The following is a 20,804-nucleotide window of genomic DNA, read 5'->3' on the forward strand; positions in this document are numbered from 1 at the left end:
GCAACCGCCCGCCTGGCCTTGACGGAGAGAGGCCCGATGATTGACGTCCTGGTCGTGGACGACGACTTCCGTGTCGCCGAGATCAACGCCAAGTACGTGGGAAAGGTTCCCGGCTTCCGGGTGGCCGCCCGCGCGCACAGTGCCGCCCAGGCGCTGGCCGCCGTCGAGCGCGGCGGCATCGACCTGGTCCTGCTCGACCACTACCTGCCCGACCAGCCGGGCCTGCAGCTCGTCCACCGGATGAGGGAGCAGGGCCACGGCACCGACGTCATCATGATCACGGCGGCCGGTGATGTGACGACCGTCCAGACCGCCATGCGGCTGGGCGCCCTGCACTATCTGATGAAACCGTTCACCTTCGCCGCTCTCCGGTCCCGGCTGGACTCCTACGCCGCACTGCGGCGCACGGTGGACCGGGTCGGCGGCCGGGGGATCGCCGGGCAGGAGCAGGTCGACCGGATCTTCGGCGCCCTGCGCACGGCACCCGCGCCCTCCTCGCCCGGTCTGCCGAGCGGCCACTCGGAGCCGACCACCGACCTGATCTGCTCCGTACTGCACCGCGCGGACCATCCGCTCTCCGCCCACGAGGTGGCCGCCGAGACGGGCCTGAGCCGTTCCACGGCCCAGCGCTATCTGCGCCACCTGGAGCAGGCCGGCCGCCTCCGCCTCTCCCTGAGGTACGGCGACACCGGTCGTCCGGAGCACCGCTACGCGTGGGTGGCGCCCTGATGCAGCGCTTCCGGCGTCCATGCCGGGCACCGCTCCGGCCGCTCGGTGGCCGGGCGGTACCCGGCAGGCGCCACAAGTCGTGGGCGGCGGGGGAGGGCGACGTTCCCGTGCGCGTCGGGGTCTCAGACGGCCCCCGCGCCCGTCAGCGAGCGAACCTCCGTCTCCGCGTGTTTGGCCTCGTCGGGGATCTCGGTCGAGGTGACCGTGCCGAGCCAGCCCGCGAGGAAGCCCAGCGGGATGGAGAGCAGGCCGGGGTTGCGCAGCGGGAAGTACTGGAAGTCGACGCCCGGGAACAGCGATTCGGGGCTGCCCGACACCACCGGTGACAGGGCGACGAGCAGGAGGGCCGGCACCAGCCCGCCGTACACGGCCCACACGGCGCCCCGGGTGGTGAAGCCCGGCCAGAACAGCGAGTACAGCAGCACAGGCAGGTTGGCGGAGGCCGCCACGGCGAAGGCGAGGCCCACGAGGAAGGCGACGTTGAGGTCACGCGCGAGCAGGCCGAGGGCGATCGCCACGACACCGATGCCGATCGCGGCGGCCCGGGCCACGGCCACCTCACTGCGCGGAGTGCCGCGCCGGCGCCGCAGCGAGGCGTACAGGTCGTGTGCCACGGACGCGGAGGAGGCGAGGGTGATGCCGGCGACCACCGCGAGGATGGTGGCGAAGGCGACGGCCGCGACCACGGCGAACAGAACGGTTCCACCGGTGGAGTTCGCGCCGCCGCCGAGGTCGAGGGCCAGCAGGGGCACCGCCGTGTTCCCGGCCGCGTTCGACCGCCGTACCGCGTCCGGCCCGACGATGGCGGCGGCGCCGAAGCCGAGCACGATCGTCATCAGGTAGAAGCCGCCGATGAGCCCGATCGACCAGACCACCGAGCGACGGGCGGCCCGCGCGGTCGGCACGGTGTAGAAGCGGGACAGGATGTGCGGCAGCCCCGCGGTGCCGAGCACCAGGGCAAGCCCCAGGCTGATGAAGTCGAACCGCGCGGTCCAGCCCCCGCCGTACTTCAGACCCGGCGCCAGGAACGCGGCGCCGTGGCCGCTGCGGTCGGCGGCCGCGAGGAGGAGCCGGTCGAAGTCGCCGTGGAAGCGCACCAGGACCAGGACGGTCAGTGTGACGGTGCCGGCGAGCAGCAGGACCGCCTTGACGATCTGGATCCATGTGGTGGCCCGCATCCCTCCCAGCGACACGTAGACGACCATGAGCGCGCCGACGCCGATGACGGTCCAGGCCTGGGCCGCCTCGCCCGTGCGCCCGAGGAGCAGGGCGACCAGGCTGCCGGCGCCCACCATCTGCGCCACCAGGTAGAGGACGGACACCGTGACCGACGAGGTTCCCGCCGCGATCCGCACCGGCCGTTCCCTCATGCGGGCCGCGACCACGTCGGCGAGCGTGAACCGTCCGCAGTTGCGCACGAGTTCGGCGACGAGGAACAGCACCACCAGCCAGGCCACCAGGAAGCCCACGGAGTACAGCAGGCCGTCGTAGCCGTACAGCGCGATGAGCCCCGAGATGCCGAGGAAGGAAGCGGCCGACATGTAGTCGCCCGCGATGGCAAAACCATTCTCCATCGGCGAGAAGAGCCGCCCGCCCGCGTAGAACTCCTCGGCCGAGCCGTGCCGGTTGCGGCTCACCCAGGTCGTGATCCCCAGAGTGACGGCGACGAAGGCGCTGAACAGCACCAGGGCCAGCGACTGGTGGTCTCCGGTCACGACACACCCCCTCGGGCTCCACGGGCCAGTTCCTGGGTGTCCCAGCGCAGCTCCAGGGCGGCGCGGTCCCGGCGCAGCCGGGCGTGGCGGACATAGGCCCAGGTGAGCAGGAACGTGCTGAGGAACTGTCCGAGTCCGGCGAGCATCGCCACGTTCACCGCGCCCGCCACCGGGCGCGCCATGAGGCCGGGCGCGGTCGTCGCGGCCACGACATACCCGACGTACCAGGTGAAGAACCCGGCGACCGCGGGAATCACGAACCTCCGGTACCGGCTGCGCACCTCCTGGAAGGCCGCGCTGCGCTGCACCGAGAGGTAGACGTCGGCCGTGGCGGCTTCGTCCCGTGCCTGGCGCGCGGACGGGACCGCGGCGACCGGGACGTCCCCGGCCGACTCTCCCCACCCGGAGGCGAGGGCGTCGTACCACGGGTCGTCGTACGGTGCGCCCTCGGGCGCCGCAAAGGCGGACGGAGTGTGGCGTTCCTGGCTGCCGGCGGGTCTCTCGGAACCGCCCCCGCGCGGACGACCGTTGCTTGACTGCATGCCCAAGGATGGGCAGAACGGGAAGGTCTCCGGCTCCTCTCTCCCCGCTCTTCACCCCATCAGGTGACTCAGGTCACCGGAGGCTGCCCCAGCCCCTCCGCACACGCCTGGCGCACCACCCGGGCGCCCTGCGCGCCGCGTGGTCGGGCGCCGTCCGGGCCACCGGACACCGGAACCGTCGGCCCGGTCAGGGACGGTCCCAGCGGGGTGACGGGTTCCGGACGACGCCCCAGCCGGCCGTGAGTGCCGGGGCGCGACACGGTGATCGGGGACCGGGGCCGCGGCCGGACGCCGCGGCCTGACGTCGGTGGTCAGGCGTCGGTGGTCAGGCGTCGATGCGGGACCGGTCGAGCGTGGCTGCGGAGCCGGAGATGAACTCCTTGCGGGGAGCCACGTCGTTGCCCATCAGCAGGTCGAACACGCCTTCCGCGGCCTCCAGGTCGGTGAGGTTGATCCGGCGCAGGGTGCGGTGGCGGGGGTCCATGGTGGTCTCGGCCAGCTGGTCGGCGTCCATCTCGCCGAGGCCCTTGTACCGCTGGATCGAGTCCTTGTACCGGATGCCCTTGCTCTGGAGCTCCATGAGCTTGTCGCGCAGCTCGCGGTCCGAGTACGTGTAGACGTACTTGTCCATGCCCTTCTTCGGCTGGACCAGCTCGACGCGGTGCAGCGGAGGGACGGCGGCGAAGACGCGGCCGGCCTCGACCATGGGCCGCATGTAGCGCTGGAACAGCGTCAGCAGCAGGCAGCGGATGTGGGAGCCGTCGACGTCGGCGTCGGTCATCATGATGATCTTGCCGTAGCGGGCCGCGTCCAGGTCGAAGGTCCGGCCCGAGCCGGCTCCTATGACCTGGATGATCGCTCCGCACTCCGCGTTCTTCAGCATGTCCGTGACGGACGACTTCTGGACGTTGAGGATCTTGCCGCGGATCGGCAGCAGCGCCTGGAACTCGGAGTTCCGGGCCAGCTTCGCCGTGCCGAGCGCGGAGTCGCCCTCGACGATGAACAGCTCGCTGCGCTCCACGTCGTCACTGCGGCAGTCGGCCAGCTTGGCCGGGAGCGAGGAGGACTCCAGAGCCGTCTTGCGGCGCTGCGCGTCCTTGTGCTGGCGGGCCGCGATGCGCGTCCTGGCGGCGGCGACGGCCTTCTCCAGGACCACCCGGGCCTGCTGGGCCGCGTCACGCTTGGTGGAGGTCAGGAACGCCTTGAGCTCCTTGGAGACCACGGCGTTGACGATGCGGCGGGCGGCCGAGGTGCCGAGGACCTCCTTGGTCTGCCCCTCGAACTGCGGCTCGGCCAGCCGTACGGTCACGACGGCGGTGAGCCCCTCCAAGGCGTCGTCCTTGACGATGTCGTCCTCGGCGACCCGCAGCAGCTTCTTGGCCCGCAGCACCTCGTTGACGGTCTTGGTCACGGCCTGCTCGAAACCCGCGACGTGGGTGCCCCCCTTGGGCGTGGCGATGATGTTGACGAACGAACGGAGCGTGGTGTCGTAGCCGGTGCCCCAGCGCAGGGCGACGTCGACGCCGAGCTCACGCGTGACCTCCGCCGGGGTCATCTGACCGTGCTCGTCCAGGACCGGGACGGTCTCCTTGAAGGTGCCCTGCCCGCTGAAACGGAGGATGTCACAGACAGCCCTGTCGCTCGCCAGGTACTCACAGAACTCACTGATGCCGCCGTCGAAGCGGAAGGACTCCTCGCCCTTGCTGCCGCCCTCACCGAGGCCGAACTCGTCCCGGACGACGATGGTCAGTCCCGGGACCAGGAACGCCGTCTGACGGGCGCGCTGGTGCAGCGTCTCCAGGGAGAGCTTCGCGTCCTTGAGGAAGATCTGCCGGTCGGCCCAGTAACGCACCCGCGTACCGGTCCGGGTCTTGGGGATCTTCTTCCCCTTGCGCAGCCCGCCCTTGGACTCGAAGCGGGCGTCCGGTCCGTCGGCGGCGAACGCGCCGGGCACTCCGCGCCGGAAGCTGATCGCGTGGGTGTTCCCCCCGCGGTCGACCTCGACGTCGAGCCGGGCGGACAGCGCGTTGACCACCGAGGCGCCGACGCCGTGCAGACCGCCGGACGCGGCGTACGAGCCGCCGCCGAACTTTCCTCCGGCGTGCAGCTTGGTCATGACGACCTCGACACCGGACAGGCCGGTCTTGGGCTCGACGTCGACCGGGATGCCGCGGCCGCTGTCCCGGACCTCGACCGAACCGTCGTCGTGCAGGATCACCTCGATGTGGTCGCAGTACCCGCCCAGGGCCTCGTCCACGGAGTTGTCGATGATCTCCCACAGGCAGTGCATCAGGCCACGGCTGTCGGTCGAGCCGATGTACATACCGGGGCGCTTGCGCACGGCCTCGAGCCCCTCGAGGACGAGGAGGTGCCGCGCGGTGTAGTTGGACCCGTCCCGCTCGGCTCCTGCCAGCAGCGCTGTGGACGACACGGACGTCTCGGCGGTCACGCGGTTCGCTCCTCGCTGAATTTCAGATGGGCCCCGAAGGGTAGTGGCACGGCTTCAGTCACCGCTCAGAGGGTACCGAGGCCTGGTAGAGCCGTTGTAACGCCACCCTCGTGCTCCTCACAGACTAGTCGAGAGTCGCATGGGTGTTCGATCCCTCGATGGGGTGAAGTGCACATCACGTTCCCTTGGAGGCATGAACCATTTAGGCTCCGGGCACGTCCTCAAGAACGAACCGGCAACCCGGCCGGGAGGACCGACCATGACCGACAGCGCGAAACCGTAAGGCACGACAGACACGCAATACGGCACATTCGCCGCCAACCCGGCAGCAGCCAGCCACCTCGGAAGAATCTTTCGAGGAAAAGCCGCGAGCGGGAACGTTTTGGGGCTGGTTGGATGTTGACCCTGGTACGACAGCTCGTCGAGCTAGAGAAGAGGCGACGTGACTACTGTTCTGACCCCCGCGAGCCCGCTGACGGCCGCTGATCGATGCGACCGCTGCGGCGCCCAGGCGTACCTGCGCGTCGTCCTGCTGAGCGGCGGAGAACTGCTCTTCTGCGCCCACCACGGCCGCAAGTTCGAGCCGGAACTCAAGAAGATCGCCGCCGAGATACAGGACGAGACGGAGCGGCTCACGTCCGTTCCCGGCAACGCCTCCGACGAAGAGCGCTGATCCCTCGCAGAAACGACGAGCCAGGTCCGGCACGGGCCGGTGTACGGGCGGTCGTCCCCGTTGCGGGACGGCCGCCCGTGCGCGTCGTACGGTGATGCAGGTGCCCGAGCCGCGTCAGGCTCCCGCGCCCAGCACCCTCACGACGTCAGACACCCGGGTGTAGACACCGGGGCTGCCCGGCTGCCCGCAGCCACTCCCCCACGACACCAGGCCGATCAGCCGGCCCTGCGCGACCAGCGGGCCGCCGCTGTCCCCCTGGCAGGCGTCCCTGCCGCCCAGCACCTCCCCCGCGCACAACATGCTGTCGGCGAAGTACGCACCCGCCCTGCCGCCCGGATATGCCTGCTCGCACTGCGCATCGGACAGCACATGGACCCGGGCCGCCCGCAGGCTGGTGGCGTAGTCGCCGGCTCCCGTGGTGTCGCCCCAGCCGTAGACGAGGGCGGGCGTTCCCGGCACGTACGCCGGGTCACCCGAGGCGGCCATGGCGATGACGTCCTGCTGCGGAAGCGGTTCGGTCAGCGTGAGCACCGCGAAGTCCCCGGCATTGCTGACGGCGTCGTAGCCGGGATTCACCCACACCTCACGCACCGGGACCTCTCTCCCCGTACCTGACAACAACTGGGTACGCCCGGCGATGACCTCGAGATCACGCACCTGGCCGGGTGGCCCGCCCAGGACCTCCTCGGCCATGCAGTGGGCGGCGGTGAGCACGGTGTCCGGACCGACCACCACCCCGCCGCAGAACTGCCCGGCACGCGTACCGCCGAACCGGTCACGGCTGGACAGCGCAACGGTCCACGGGCCCTGCGACACATCGACCGGGAAACCCCCGACGACAACGCTGTCCGCGGCGGCGGGGGCGGCGGACGCCAGTGGTATGACGGCGGTGACGGCCGCCAGCGCCAGCGGCCCGATCAGCGCCCGAACAAGGTGACGACGCATGCGTACTCCTCACTCTGGGGTGGTCATGGGACACCCAGAGTGATCCAGTGCGCCCGGCGCCGCACTCGCGGCGACAGCACGAAGGCCCGGCTCCCGTTCGGGAGCCGGGCCTTCGATGCCGTGCGGCCGCGACCTGCTGTCGTCCGGCGGCGTGGCCTAGTCGAGGTAGTCGCGCAGCACCTGCGAGCGCGACGGGTGACGCAGCTTCGACATGGTCTTGGACTCGATCTGGCGGATGCGCTCACGCGTGACGCCGTAGACCTTGCCGATCTCGTCGAGGGTCTTCGGCTGACCGTCGGTGAGACCGAAACGCATGGACACGACGCCCGCCTCGCGCTCGGACAGGGTGTCCAGCACGGAGTGCAGCTGCTCCTGGAGGAGCGTGAAACTGACCGCGTCCGCCGGCACGACGGCCTCGGAGTCCTCGATGAGGTCACCGAACTCGCTGTCGCCGTCCTCGCCCAGCGGGGTGTGCAGGGAGATCGGCTCGCGGCCGTACTTCTGGACCTCGATGACCTTCTCCGGGGTCATGTCGAGTTCCTTGGCCAGTTCCTCCGGGGTGGGCTCGCGACCCAGGTCCTGGAGCATCTGGCGCTGCACACGGGCCAGCTTGTTGATGACCTCGACCATGTGCACCGGGATGCGAATGGTGCGGGCCTGGTCAGCCATGGCGCGGGTGATCGCCTGACGGATCCACCAGGTGGCGTACGTGGAGAACTTGTAGCCCTTGGTGTAGTCGAACTTCTCCACCGCGCGGATCAGACCGAGGTTGCCCTCCTGGATGAGGTCCAGGAAGAGCATGCCGCGGCCGGTGTAGCGCTTGGCCAGGGAGACCACCAGACGGAGGTTGGCCTCCAGCAGGTGGTTCTTGGCGCGGCGGCCGTCCTCGGCGATGATCTCCAGCTCGCGCTTGAGCTTCGGCGCCAGCTTGTCGGAGTTGGCGAGCTTGTCCTCGGCGAACAGTCCCGCCTCGATGCGCTTGGCGAGCTCCACCTCCTGCTCGGCGTTGAGCAGGGGGACCTTGCCGATCTGCTTGAGGTAGTCCTTGACCGGGTCGGCGGTGGCGCCGGCCGCGGCGACCTGCTGCGCGGGCGCGTCGTCCTCGTCCTCGTCCGACAGTACGAATCCGGCCTGCTCGGTTCCCTCGGGCTCGTCGGGAGCCTTGTTCTCCTCGACGCCCTCGGCCTCAAGAACCTCGGCGTCGTCCTTCTTGGCACTGGTCTTCTTGGCCGCGGTCTTCTTGGCGGTCGTCTTCTTCGCCGCGGTCTTCTTGGCCGTCGCCGTCTTCTTGGCTGCGGCCTTCTTGGCCGGGGCGGCTTCCTCGGCGGGGTCGGCGGGCGCTGCCGGAGCAGCCGGGGCAGCAGCGGTGCTGGCGGTGGCCTTCCTCGTGGTCACCGTCTTCGCCGCGACCGTCCTGGTGGCGGTGCGCTTGACCGGACTCTTCGCTGCGACGCTCTTTCGGGTGCGCTTGGGCTCCGCGGCACTGACCATCAGCGTCACACCCTCTTCCTCGAGGATCTGGTTGAGGCTGCGCAGTACGTTCTTCCACTGAGTGGCCGGGATCTGGTCGGCTTCGAAGGCCCGACGCACGTCGTCGCCGGCAATCTGCCCCTCAGCCTTTCCCCGCTCGATGAGCGCCATGACAGAGACGGACTCGGCAATCTCCGGCGGGAGCGTACGGGATGTGCTGGCCGACACGAACAACCTCTCGGAACGTTGGAAAACGGCTTCCGGCCCCGTCCACGACGAACAGGGGCCGACCGCCGGCTTGGGGATGGGCCGACGGCGCGGGCGGGGCCGGGGAGATGCACAGCGCCGTCACCGGCGTCCGTATTCCCTCCGCGACTGTCACCTATTAGGTCATCGCGTTGTTTCCACGAGCGTTACGCCCAATCTGCGTGGCCCGAGTCACACCCCGTAAGCACTCAAAAGCGATCAAATATGGGCAGACAAGGTCACCTCACGCTTTCAGCCGGGGCCGGGCACTGTCCGCCACCAGCCGGACCACCCGCCGTCGCGGCGCCGGACCCCGCAGGCCCGTGATCACCCGGGGTCGCCGGGGAGCGGTCCTGCGGGGTCCGACGGGGCGGCCGACCGGCCGGCGATGCCGCAGGAGGGGGCGACAACGCCGGGCAGCACCGCCCGCGGGGTGCGGTCAGTGCTCGCGCGGAGCCGGGACCACGCGCTCGACCCCGGGGTGGACCGTCAGGAGCTGGCGCATGGCCGCCTCGGCCGCAGCACCGTCGCCCGCGGCGAGGGCGTCGACGATCCTGCCGTGGTGGGACAGACACGCCTCGCTGGGTCGGTCACAGCCCGTGACGGGACCGCCGGACACCTGGAGGGCGGAGGACACGATCCCGGAGAGGTGCTCCAGCATGCGGTTCCCCGCGACCTGGATCAGCAGCGTGTGGAACTCGGCGTCCGCCCTGGAGAAGGTGAGCGCGTCGCCCTGCGTGAAGGCGTGCCCCATGATCTCGACCATGTCGGCCAGCCTCTGCTGCACCTCCTCCCGCCCGTGCCCGGCGGCCAGGCGCGCGGCCAGCGGCTCGATCGTCCAGCGCAGCTCGCTCAGCTCGCGGCGCTGGTCGTCGCGCTGCGGCCCGAAGGCGCGCCACTCGATGATGTCCGGGTCGAGCAGGTTCCAGTCGCTGACGGGGCGCACGCGCGTGCCCACGTTCGGGCGGGCGCTGACCAGCCCCTTGGCCTCCAGGACCCGGAGCGACTCGCGGACGACGGTGCGGGAGACCTCGAAGCGCTGGCCGATCTCCTCGGGCACCAGCGGGCGGTCCGCCCCGAGGTCACCGGAGACGATCATCTGGCCCAGTTGCTGGACGAGTTGGCCGTGCAGCCCGCGCCCGCGACTGCCCGCGGCACGCCGGCCCACGCGCCCGAGCTCGGGATCCGCGGCGTCCCAGGCGGGCGGGCCGACGCGCTCGACCGCGGGGGCCTCGGCGTAGGGATAGCGGTCGAGTTCGCCCGGGCCGGCCAGACCGGAGTCGGCGGAGCGGGCGGCGGTCATCATGGTGTGCGCAAGGGTACTCACGGAGTCTTGTGTCGGCGCCGTCCCCAACTCCCTTGAGGGCTTTGGTGAAAAGCACACGAAAGGGTGATCGCTCACCTCGTCGCAATTGACGCCTTATCGGAAGGAAATGGGCCCCTCAAAGGGAAGTTGCACACATTGCGGAATCATTCGGACACACCCGGTCATCACCGGGTCCGACTGCGCAGGGTCGTGAGCAGATACGCGCAGAGCAGGGCGGTCAGTGACAACATCAGCGCACTGCCGACGGGTTGGGCGATCATGCGGGCCGCGGCGGCGAGATAGCGCTCTCCGCCGAAGGGCCAGCGCAGCAGGAACACCTCGCGCATCCGTACCGGCACCCCGGCCGCGGCTCGCACGTCCGCTCCCTCGACGACCCGGTGTACGAGGGGCACGACGGCGACGGGTACGGCGACCACCGCGGCGAGCCCGGCCGTCGTGGAGCGGAAGACGCCCGCAGCCAGGACGCCGGCCCACGCACAGCCGACGACGAGCCCGGCCCAACTCGCGCCCAGCGACAGCCAGTCCGCGGGAACTTCGGCGAGTTCGCGTCCGTAGAGGAGATAGAGCACTTCGGCGTCACAGCCGACCGTGAGGAAGGCGAGCAGCAGCGCGGTGGCCGCGGAGACGACGAGTTTGGCCACGAGCAGGCCCAGTCGGCGGGGGACGGTGCCCCGGTCCGCCGCCAGCGCGGGGTGGCGGAACTCGTCGCCGAAAGCGAGCGCGCCGAGCAGTCCGGCACCGAGCGCCGCCGGCGGCAGGGGGACCTGCTGGGGCCAGGCGGCGAGGAGCCGGGCCTGCGGGGTGTGGCCGATGCCGGCCAGCAGCGCGGCCGTCGCCGCGGAGACGACGAGCACGACGGCGACCGTGACGAACCCCGTGCCGACCCCCGTGGCCCGCCGGAGTTCGTAGCGCAGGGGCCGCAGCGGGCTGGGGGCGGGGCGCACGGAGACGGGAGGCGGGAGAGGGGGCAGAGCGGAGACGGGGACGGCGGGACCGCGCCGAGCGGCACCCCGCGCGGCGCCACCGCCGGGGCGGTCGGGTGCGGATGCGGCCGATGCGGTGGCGGTGGACGGCCCGGGCGGGGTGGTGGGCGCACATGCGGCGGCAGGCCGGCCCGCGGACGGGGTGCGGGCCCCGGGCGGGTCCGCGTCATCAACGGGAGCGGGGCGCGCACCGGCTTCCGGGTGCGGATCGGCACCGGGAGGCGCGTCGGCGCCCGTGCCGGCGCGCGAGCCGAGCTTCGCGCCGGCGCCGGGACCCGGGGCGGTCCGGCTCGGAGTGAGCGTTGCCGGGGGCTCCGGGGGGTCGCCCGCCGGAGGTTCCGGGTGCGGTGTGCGGGCGGGCGCCGACACCGCGAGGACCGCGGAGCCGGGTCGGGACGCCGCTTCCTCCGCGAGCCGCGCGGCGGGGTCCGCCCGGCCGGCGGGGACGTCCGGAGCGGCGCCGTCCGCGGCGGGCGGGTCCACGCCCGCTCCGGGACCCATGTCGCCGATCTCGTCGGCGAGTTGATGGACGAGGATGCCGTGACGGAACGCGGTCTCGCCGACATCCGCGCAGGTGGTGCCGTACACGGAGAGACGATTGCCGCTGTCCTGGACGACCTCGACGGAGCGGCGGGCCGCCCGGGCCTCCTTGGCGACGAGGGCGGCGAGGCGCGCGGCATGGGGGGTACGGACGGCGATCCGGGGGCGGAGTCGGGTGCGGGCGAAGTGGGCCGCGTCCTGGTCGGCGACGAGGCGGCCCCGCTCCAGCGTCACGACCCGGTCGGCGGTGCGGGCCGCCTCCTTGGGGTCGTCCGTGGTCAGCAGGACGGTGCCGCCCTGGGCCGCGTGCGCGCGCAGCGTGCCGTACAGCCAGCGGCTCTCGCGGGCGGACAGGCCGTCGGTGGGGGCATCGAGGACCAGGGTGTGGGGGTCGCCCAGCAGGGCGCAGGCCAGGCCGAGGCGGCGGTCCATGGCGCGGGAGAGGGTGCCGAGCCGCTCGTCGCGCAGACCGGCCAGGCCCACGGTCTCGATGACTTCGTCGGCCCTGCGCACCGGCACGCCCGCCGCGGCGCAGAGCATCCGCAGGTGGCCGCGGACGGTGCGGGCCGGATGCCCCGGCACATCGCCGAGCAGGACGCCCACCTCGCGGGACGGGTGGGCGATGCGGTGCAGGGGGCGGCCTCTGAAGTGGGTGACACCGCGCCCTCGCTGGAGTTCGAGCATGAGTCTGAGGGCCGTGGTCTTGCCCGCGCCCGGTGTGCCGAGCAGCGTGGTGACGCGACCCGCGCCCGCCTCGAACGAGACGTCGTCGACGGCGGGCGGAAGGTCCTTGCGGGGAACACTGGTCAGTCCGAAGGCCTGGATCACTCGAAGCAAGATAGCGCGCGATGTCCGTTTTCAGGGTGTTCGCCCTGCTGTGGCGGCAGAGGTGCGTTCACACCTCGGGACGCAGCATCGGCGGGTTGAGCAGGGTCGCCCCGCCCGCCCTGAAGAGCTGGGCGGGGCGACCGCCCTGGCGGGTGGTGGTGCCTCCGGTGGGCACCAGGAAGCCGGGGGTGCCAGTGACCTTGCGGTGGAAGTTGCGTGGGTCGAGGGCGACGCCCCACACCGCCTCGTAGACGCGGCGCAACTCCCCGACGGTGAACTCGGGCGGGCAGAAAGCGGTGGCCAGCGACGAGTACTCGATCTTCGAGCGGGCGCGCTCCACGCCGTCGGCGAGGATCTGCGCATGGTCGAAGGCGAGCGGTGCGACCGGTTCCCCGTCCCGGCCGTAGCCGCCCTGCTGAAGCAGCTCCTCGACCGGGGCCCAGCGCGCGTTGCTGGCGTCCCCACCGGCGCGTGGTGCGGGCAGGTCGGGGGCGAGGGCGAGGTGGGCGACGCTGACGACACGCATGCGCGGATCCCGCTTGGGGTCGCCGTAGGTGGCGAGCTGCTCCAGGTGGGCGCCGTGGTCCTGGGCCGGGGCGGACGGCTCGTGCGCGCGCAGACCCGTCTCCTCTGCCAGCTCGCGCGCCGCGGCCTGCGCCAGGTCCTCGTCGGCCCGTACGAAACCGCCGGGGAGCGCCCAGCGTCCCTGGAAGGGCGGTTCCCCCCTGCGTACCGCCAGCGCGCACAGAGCATGGCGGCGCACGGTCAGCACGACCAGGTCCACGGTGACGGCGAGGGGCGGAAAGGCTGACGGGTCGTAGGGCATGCGGCGATCATAGTCGTCTGCCTGACGATAAACACTCCCCTCGTCGGCCGCTTCGATGGCTGATCCGATTCGCTCGGGCATGCGGACGCCGGCGCACTGCCCGCCCACGGACGGTACGGCGTTGTACGAGGTCACGCGCGCAGTTGCAGCCCTTGCGCCACCTCCTCGACCATGGCGAGGCCGAGGCGGCTGACCCGCACGGAGAAGGGTGCGCAGGCGACGCTCAGCCCGGTCAGACCGAGTTCTCCGAGGGGCGCGCCGCGCAGGGGACGCAACGTGACCGTCCCGCCGGGTACGTCGGGACGGATCCCGGCGGCTGCGGTCAGCATCAGCACTCCGGCGGCGGCTGCCGTGGCCGCAGGTCGGCAGGCAGCCGGGTGCGGAAGGGGAAGGCTCCCCTCCGTACGCTGCTCGCCCGCGTACATTTCGGGCAGCCGGTGGCCGAAGTGCCCGGCCGCGGCCAGGACGCCGCGCAGCAGTGGGCCCGCTTCCCTCTCGTGGCCGGCCGCGGCCAGGCCGGCGACGGCGACGGCGGTCTCGTGGACGCGCACGGCACCGCTGCGGTGCCCGAAGGGGTTGTGGCCGGGCTCCTTCGCACCCAGTCCGCGCAGTCCCCAGCCGCTGTCCAGGGCCGGACCGCCGAGCAGGCGGGCGAGCCGTTCGGTCCGCACCTCGTCCAGCAGTCCGGGCGCCTGCTCCCCGGCGCCGAGCAGTCCGGTGTCGAGGAGATGGACGGCGGCGGCGCCGAGGTGGGGCAGGGAGCGGCCGTCCGGCGTCCGCGCCGCGACGGGCCGGCCACCGCCCGGGCCGTCGGTCCAGAAGTCCTGCCGGAAGGACCTCCGCATCCGTGCCGCCCACTGCCGTAGCCCGTCGCCGCCCGGTCTGCCGCAGGCGTCGAGCAGGTCGGCGCCGAGGAGGGCCGCCCGGTGGGCGTGGGCCTGGGTCTCGCAGCGGGCGGGGCCGTCGGGCTGCGGGTCGTGCAGGTACCCCGCTTCGTCCACGGCGCTCCGCAGCCAGGTCAGGCACCGCTCGGCCGTCGGCAGCAGTTCGTCGAGATCCCGCTCCGGCAGTCCCCAGCGGCGGGCTTCCGCCAGGAGGACGGGGAAGAGCAGTGTGGCCTCGGTGCCGGTGCAGCCGGGCGGCAGGTGGGGGCCCGCGTCCCGGCGCGGGCCCGGGATCGTCCCGGACCACGGTCCCACCTCCGTGAGCTGGGTGCGGGCGAGGGCGCGCAGGGTGCCGGCGGCGAGCCGGGTGCCCAGGGGGAGCGCCATCCGGGCGGCGGCCAGCGCCTCGGCCGGGGCGAGCCCGCAGCGCCAGGGCGCCCCGGCCGCGAGGTGGATGTCGGAGGGGTGCGCGGGGTCTCGGAGCAGAAGGGCCCGGAGGTCCGCGATGCCGGTTTCCAGCAACGCCGGGACGCCGGGGTCGTCTCCGGTGGCCCGTGCCGCCGCCAGCGGGCTGGTCGTCGTGCAGGCGGCGCTGCGGAGGGGGCCTGCCCCGTCGGGCCGCACCCGCAGTCGGATGCTCGCGGCCGCGCCGGGCGGCAGATCGACCTCCCACCGCAGCAGTCCGGCGGAGGCCAGGGCGTCCGCGGGCGGGGGGTCGGCCGTGACCGAGGATGTGCCGGTGGCGCAGGACCAGCGCAGCCCGGCGTCCTGGACAGTGGCCGGGAGTTCTCTTCCCGCCCGGCCCGCAGCGATCGCGGCCAGATCGGCCAGGTCCGTGCCGAGGGCGATCTCCACCGGCAGACGCAGGGGCCGGCGGGCCGTGCTGCGCAGGGTGATCCGCTCCGTGCCGTCCGCGCAGCGGAGCCGTTCGACCACGAGGTCCGGATCCGGGCCGGCGTCCGGCGACGCGCGCACGGTCGCCACGAACCGGGCCCGGTCGGCTCCGTCCGTCCTCGCCTGCACGGGGAGCGGCTCTCGTCCGGCCACCCGTACCTGGCAGCGGGAGAGCACGCGGCGACCCGACCGGTAGAAGCCCTCCAGACCCCGTCCGTTGAGCTGCCCGTGGTCCGCGGAGACGGCGAGGCCGGGCAGCGAGAGGCAGATCAACGCGGTGTGGACGGAGGGGAGTTCACCGGTTCGGGACGACACCGTGTGCCCGGACGGCGGCGCGGCTGTACCGGACGGGGCGGGCGGGGTCCGCCCGGCCCGGCCCACGGTGGGAGAGGAAGACCCGTCGGGCGGACCGGCCGTACCGCGCTGCCTGTCCGGTGCGGGCGGGCCGTGGTGTGCGGCCCCGGCCGCCCGGGGCGGCGGGTCGCTGGCCGTGCCGGGAGGCGGCACGGGTCTGTCGATGTCGAGGCGGTCGTGGCGGTCGCGGAAGGGCGGCTCGGGCTGCTGCATGGAGGCTTCCTCTGCGCGCCTTACGCCTCGGGCGGCTCGGGCGCCGGGTCGAGGTCGGCGGCGGACAGGAGGTGGTGCGGCGGGCAGGGGACGGTGCGGCGACCCGCCCGGTGCGGGCGCTCCGCCACTCAGGTGAACGGGGCGGGGCACCGGCGGGTCACGCCCGCAGGCGGCCCGGCCAGCCGGTCGGCGGCATGGCGGCGAGCCGCCGATACCGCCCGCCCCGCTGAGCGTGCCTGCCCCGCCGCGCGAAGCACTCTCACCCGGCACTCCCCGCCCGTCCGGGGGCCCGTCCGGGGCATCTCGTCGTGCCGCCCGGTCTCGCCGGGTCCCACACTCCGCCACGCCACGGTCGCGTCCGCCTCCCCGGTGCCGCGCGCTCGGCCACCCGCCTCTCCCCGCCCGTCACGAGACACACCCACCGCTCGACCCGCCGAGTCCGTCACGGCGCATGCGCACTCCCCGCCGCGCCACCCGGCGCCCTCTCTGCCCGCGCCGCCCGCTCCGGTACCGGCCCGCCGCCCGGGCTTGCCGTCACGCCGTGCCGTTCAGGCCCGCGGTCCCCCACCGCCCCCGTCATCGGGGTGCAAACCGTCCGTGCTCGCGGACAACGCGTCGTACACACGGGGCACGCTGCGCTGAGGTGCGTCCTGGCCGGCAGTGCGCGGCCGTGTTCCGCCGGCCGGTGAGGCCGGGGGGCGCCGGCTGCCGGACCGGTCCCGGGCGGGCACGCCGGGCGCCGACGCCGTACGCACGTCGACCGCGTCAGGGCGCCGCGTCCTGCCCGCGGACCCCCGGGTGATGCTGCGACGAAGGCGGCTCGGGGTCCCCACGCGAATCCGCGGCGCGGCCACGGTTCCCGTCCCGTGTGCAGCGGTGGGTTCGGCACCTGCTGCCGTTCCCGGCTCCCTTCCGCCTCCCTCTCCCCCTCCGCCGTCGCCCTCGCCCTCGTCGTCGGCCGGCGCGGCGGCACCCGAGCCTCCGCTGTCCGAGGTCGCGCCGGCAGGCCGTTCGGCGTCCGGCGCCGTTCCGCGGGTCCGGCGCTCGGTGCGCAGGCAGCGACGCACGGACTCCGGGTCCAGGCCCTCGTTCACGGCCTGGTGCAGCAGGCGGGCGAAGAGGTAGTCGGGGTCCGCGCCCAGCGCCATCGCGAATGCCTCCCTGGCCTCGATGTCGTCGCCCGTCGACCAGGCGACCCAGCCGGCGAGGGTCAGGGGCGCGGCTGCGTGCTCCCCGTAGGGACCGACACAGCGCCGCGCGAGGGCCCTCCACAGGCGCAGGGCGGGGCCGGCCTCGTCGCCCTCCATCCACTGGGCGGCGCGATCACGGGTGGTGCGGTCCTGGAGGCCGAGAATCAACTGTGCCGCCTCGCCGTGGTCGAGCAGGCCGTCGTCGCGGCGGTCCGCCGTGAGCGTGCCGGAGACGGGCGGCGCGTCCGCGTAGCGCCCGATGATCCGCCCGGCCAGTTCCACCGTCTCCTCGGCGACCCGCACGCGCTCGGCGTCGTCGAGGATGCGTGGGACCAGTGCCGCCCCGGCGGCGTCCAGCGCGTTCTGCTGTCCGAGGGTGCCGGCGTTCTCCCAGGGCAGCATCCGGGCCCGCAGCTCGCGGAGGGTGCCGCGCACCCGGATGCCGGCGTAGGCGGCGGCCGCGGCCAGCACGGATGTGCCGGGCAGGCCCATGGGGAGGCCTGCGGGCGGGCAGCAGGCCTCGCCCGCGCAGCAGTACGACCAGAACCGGCCGTCCGAGATGCACAGGGCCTCGACGACCGGCACGTCAAGGAGTCCGCACTGAACGCGAAGGGCGCGGGCGAGGGGCTCCAGCCGCTCCATGACCTGCTGGCCGGTCTCGCCCTCCGTCGGTTCCTGGCAGAGGTACGCCACCAGTTGCCCGGGGCGGGCACCCCGGCGTTCGCATCCGGTCACCAGTCCGTGGGCCAGTTGGCGGGCCGCGGCCGTCCAGTCCTCCTGGCCCGCGGGGATGCCGAGCCGGGCCCGGCCGCCGAACCTGCCGCGCTCTCCGCCGCCGTGGACGGCGACCAGGACGATGCTGTCCTCGGGGCGGTAGCCGAGGAGATACGGCAGGGCGTCGGCCAGCTCGGAGGGGCTGCGCAGCGTGACCTCGTGCGGGTCGGCCGGGCTGCCGTGCCCGAGGGGTCCGTCGTGCCCCGCCAGGTGAGCGGGAGCGGTACGGCCGCCGCTCCCGAAGGGGCCGCCGGAGCCGCCGTCGCCGAGCGGAGCAGTGATGCCGCCCTCCGGGAGGGAAGAAGTCGCCTCGCAGCCCTGGACAAGGCCCGCCCCCTCACCACCCGGGAGGAAATCCGCTCCTTCACCCTGGGGGAAGCCGGTCCCCCCGCCACCCGGCAGGAGGCTGCTCCCCTCGCCCTGCTGGAGGCGGCCGGTCGCTCCTCCGCCCGGGAGGGGATCCGCCGGTTCACCTCCACGCTTGCCCGCGGTCCCCTCACCGTCCGGGAGGAAGCCGGTCCCCCCGCCACCCGGGGGGAGGCCGGTCCTCTCGTCACCGGGGAGCAAGCCGCTGCCCTCGCCGTTCCGGCGGGAAGCCGCCGTCTCGCCACTTCCGGAGGAACCGGAGGTTTCGCCGTTCCCGAAGGAATCGGTCTTTTCGCCGTGATGTGTCATGCGCTGACGATCTCGCGGAATCAAATGTTTCGCTTGAGCCTGTGGACAAGTCCGATCAAGGACACGTCAAAAGGTGGCCTGAGCAGCGCAGGGTCAACAGCCGACCCCGGCGCAGCACGCCGCGAGACCGCGAGGCCAGGAGATCACCGGGCCACACCATGGAGCCACGCCGACGGGTCACGGCCGGTCCCCGCCGACCCGCCCTCACCCCGCCGCAGCGAGCACCAGCGGAAGGACCGGGCCGCTGCCCGCCCGGCGCAGCAGGCGGGCGGCGACCGCGAGGGTCCAGCCGGAGTCGGTGCAGTCGTCGACGAGCAGCACGGGACCGGGGGACCGCGTCAGGGCCCCGGCCAGTTCGCCGGGAACCGTGAAGGCACCGGAGAGCGTGGCGAGCCGCTGGGCGGAGTTGTGGCGGCGTGCCGTGTGCGCGCCGTCGGACCCGGTGTGCGCCAGCGTGCCCAGCAGGGGCAGGCGGCCGACCGTCGCGATGCCCTGGGCGAGGGAGGCGACCAGGTGCGGGCGGGTGCGGGACGGGAGGGCGACGACGCCGACGGGCCGGGCGGTGGCGTCGGGGGCGTTCGGAGCCCAGCCGCCGGGTGAGCGTGCCCAGTCGGCGAGGACCGCCACCGCTGCCCGCAGGACGTCGTCGGGGACCGGGCCGTCCGGTGCACCGTCGGCGAGCAGCGGGCGCAGCCGGTTGCCCCAGCCGATGTCGGAGAGCCGCCCCAGCGCGCGCCCGGTGGAGCACTGCTCGCCCGCCGGGATCCGCCCCTTCAGGTCGATGCCCAGGGCGGGCATCCCGGTCGGCCACATCCGGCGCGGCTCGACTTCCACCCCGGGGCGGTCGAGTTCCTTCACCGCGCCCGCCAGGGCCTCGGTCGGGACGGACCCGTCGATCCAGGCGCCCGCACAGTTGTCGCAGCGGCCGCACGGGGCGGCCCCCTCGTCGTCCAGTTGCCGGCGCAGGAACTCCATCCGGCACCGCGGGGTGCCGATGTAGTCGCGCATGGCCTGCTGCTCGGCGGCGCGCTGCCGCGCCACCCAGGCGTAGCGCTCGGCGTCGTAGACCCACGCGGCACCGGTGGCCGTCCAGCCACCCTTCACCCGCTTGACCGCGCCGTCCACGTCGAGCACCTTGAGCATGGTCTCCAGGCGGCTCCGGCGCAGGTCCACCGCCGCCTCCAGGGCGGGGACGGACAGCGGCCGCCCCGCGCCGGCGAGAGCCGACAGGGTCTGGCGCACCTGCTCCTCGGGGGGAAAGGCGGTATCGGCGAAGTAGCGCCAGATGGCCTCGTCCTCCCTGCCCGGGAGCAGCAGGACGTCCGCGTGCTCGACGCCACGGCCGGCCCGCCCCACCTGCTGGTAGTACGCGATCGGCGAGGACGGCGAACCGAGGTGCACCACGAAACCGAGGTCGGGTTTGTCGAAGCCCATGCCCAGCGCCGAGGTCGCCACGAGCGCCTTGACCCGGTTCGCCAGCAGGTCCGCCTCGGCCTGGACCCGCTCCGCGTTCTCCGTCCTCCCCGTGTAGGAGGCCACCTGGTGGCCGCGCTGCCGGAGGTAGGCGGTGGCCTCCTCCGCGGCGGCCACCGTCAGGGCGTAGACGATGCCCGAGCCCGGCAACCGGTCCAGGTGCTCGGCCAGCCAGGCCAGCCGGTGTGCCGCGTCCGGCAGTTCCAGGACGCCCAGCCGCAGGCTCTCGCGTTCCAGCGGGCCGCGCAGCACGAGGGCCCCGCCGGCCCCGGTGCCGAGTTGTTCGGCCACGTCCGCGGTCACCCGGGCGTTGGCGGTGGCCGTCGTCGCGAGCACCGGCACGCCCGCGGGCAACTCCGCCAGCATCGTGCGCAGCCGGCGGTAGTCGGGGCGGAAGTCGTGGCCCCAGTCGGAGATGCAGTGCGCCTCGTCGACGACCAGCAGGCCGGTCGTGGCGGCGAGGCCGGGCAGCACGTGCTCGCGGAAGTCAACCGAGTTGAGGCGTTCGGGGCTGATGAGGAGCACGTCGGTCTCGCCGCGTTCGATCTCCCCGTGGACGACGCTCCACTCCTCCGGGTTGGCCGAGTTGATGGTGCGTGCGCGGATGCCCGCCCGTTCCGCGGCATCCACCTGATTGCGCATCAGCGCGAGCAGCGGGGACACGATCACCGTGGGACCGGCTCCGCGCCGCCGCAGCAGCGCGGTGGCGACGAAGTACACCGCGGACTTGCCCCAGCCGGTGCGCTGCACCACCAGGGCGCGCCGGCGCTCCTCCACCAGGGCCGCCACGGCCTGCCACTGGTCCTCGCGCAGACGGGCGGGACCGCCCGGCGCGCCGACGAGTTCGGCGAGGACGGCATCGGCTTCGGCACGGAGCTCAGCGTTGTCCATGCCCCCATGCAACCCGATGCCGGGCCCCGCCGACCACTTCACTCGGTGTGACGGCGGTCGCGCACCCGGTGCTTTCGGACGACCTCGCCTCTGGACCGGTGCGGTCCGGCGGGGTAGAACGTGCGGTGCGCCGCCGTCCCGTGCATCGACGGGCGCCTCACGGGGCAGTGATATAAGACACTG

13 protein-coding genes are annotated in these 20,804 nt (G+C 73.2%); 2 read left to right on the plus strand and 11 right to left on the minus strand.

Going from position 1 to position 20,804, the window contains the following annotated elements; translation table 11 throughout:
- Positions 1-36 precede the first annotated feature (36 nt).
- Positions 37-729 carry a response regulator gene (locus tag I3F54_RS01435; protein WP_240116665.1) on the plus strand — a complete coding sequence of 231 codons (693 nt, stop codon included), beginning with the start codon at positions 37-39 and terminating at the stop codon, positions 727-729.
- A 122-nt stretch (positions 730-851) separates the two neighbouring features.
- Here the strand turns inward: I3F54_RS01435 and I3F54_RS01440 are convergent, their stop codons facing one another.
- The 3 genes from I3F54_RS01440 to I3F54_RS01450 form a co-directional block, all read right to left on the minus strand.
- Positions 852-2,444 carry a cation acetate symporter gene (locus I3F54_RS01440; RefSeq protein ID WP_240116666.1) on the minus strand — a complete coding sequence of 531 codons (1,593 nt, stop codon included), beginning with the start codon at positions 2,442-2,444 and terminating at the stop codon, positions 852-854.
- The gene (locus tag I3F54_RS01445; RefSeq protein ID WP_240116667.1) at positions 2,441-2,986 is read right to left on the minus strand and encodes a DUF485 domain-containing protein; all 546 of its coding nucleotides are present in this window, start codon (positions 2,984-2,986) and stop codon (positions 2,441-2,443) included. The genes I3F54_RS01440 and I3F54_RS01445 overlap by 4 nt, the downstream gene beginning before the upstream one ends.
- Positions 2,987-3,311: 325 nt before the next feature.
- Positions 3,312-5,435 (minus strand): type IIA DNA topoisomerase subunit B, encoded by a 2,124-nt coding sequence (locus I3F54_RS01450; RefSeq protein ID WP_240116668.1) that lies wholly within the window; start codon positions 5,433-5,435, stop codon positions 3,312-3,314.
- Between the two features lie 442 nt (positions 5,436-5,877).
- Between I3F54_RS01450 and I3F54_RS01455 the strand changes: the two genes are divergently transcribed.
- Positions 5,878-6,108, plus strand: coding sequence for a hypothetical protein (locus I3F54_RS01455; RefSeq protein ID WP_110631647.1), 231 nt, complete (start codon positions 5,878-5,880; stop codon positions 6,106-6,108).
- A 114-nt stretch (positions 6,109-6,222) separates the two neighbouring features.
- Here I3F54_RS01455 and I3F54_RS01460 read toward each other — a convergent pair whose 3' ends face one another.
- From I3F54_RS01460 to I3F54_RS01495, 8 genes are all read right to left on the minus strand, one after another.
- Positions 6,223-7,053: a serine protease gene (locus I3F54_RS01460; protein WP_240116669.1), complete on the minus strand. Its 831-nt coding sequence runs from the start codon at positions 7,051-7,053 to the stop codon at positions 6,223-6,225.
- Between the two features lie 156 nt (positions 7,054-7,209).
- Complete coding sequence (locus tag I3F54_RS01465) at positions 7,210-8,751, minus strand: RNA polymerase sigma factor (RefSeq protein WP_308372995.1); 1,542 nt, start codon at positions 8,749-8,751, stop codon at positions 7,210-7,212.
- Between the two features lie 457 nt (positions 8,752-9,208).
- Entirely contained in the window at positions 9,209-10,096 is an 888-nt protein-coding gene (locus tag I3F54_RS01470) for a FadR/GntR family transcriptional regulator (protein WP_240116670.1), read from the minus strand.
- Between the two features lie 164 nt (positions 10,097-10,260).
- Complete coding sequence (locus tag I3F54_RS01475) at positions 10,261-12,447, minus strand: ATP-binding cassette domain-containing protein (protein WP_240116671.1); 2,187 nt, start codon at positions 12,445-12,447, stop codon at positions 10,261-10,263.
- A gap of 67 nt (positions 12,448-12,514) precedes the next feature.
- A complete protein-coding gene (locus I3F54_RS01480; RefSeq protein WP_240116672.1) occupies positions 12,515-13,273 on the minus strand; it encodes an NUDIX domain-containing protein in 759 nt (252 codons plus the stop codon).
- Between the two features lie 131 nt (positions 13,274-13,404).
- The gene (locus I3F54_RS01485) at positions 13,405-15,618 is read right to left on the minus strand and encodes a glycogen debranching N-terminal domain-containing protein (RefSeq protein ID WP_240116673.1); all 2,214 of its coding nucleotides are present in this window, start codon (positions 15,616-15,618) and stop codon (positions 13,405-13,407) included.
- Between the two features lie 548 nt (positions 15,619-16,166).
- The gene (locus tag I3F54_RS01490; RefSeq protein WP_240116674.1) at positions 16,167-18,257 is read right to left on the minus strand and encodes a DUF4192 domain-containing protein; all 2,091 of its coding nucleotides are present in this window, start codon (positions 18,255-18,257) and stop codon (positions 16,167-16,169) included.
- A gap of 204 nt (positions 18,258-18,461) precedes the next feature.
- Entirely contained in the window at positions 18,462-20,621 is a 2,160-nt protein-coding gene (locus I3F54_RS01495; protein WP_240116675.1) for a RecQ family ATP-dependent DNA helicase, read from the minus strand.
- Between the last annotated feature and the right edge of the window lie 183 nt (positions 20,622-20,804).

It is taken from the genome of Streptomyces sp. MUM 2J (assembly GCF_022414535.1).
GTDB lineage: Bacteria > Actinomycetota > Actinomycetes > Streptomycetales > Streptomycetaceae > Streptomyces.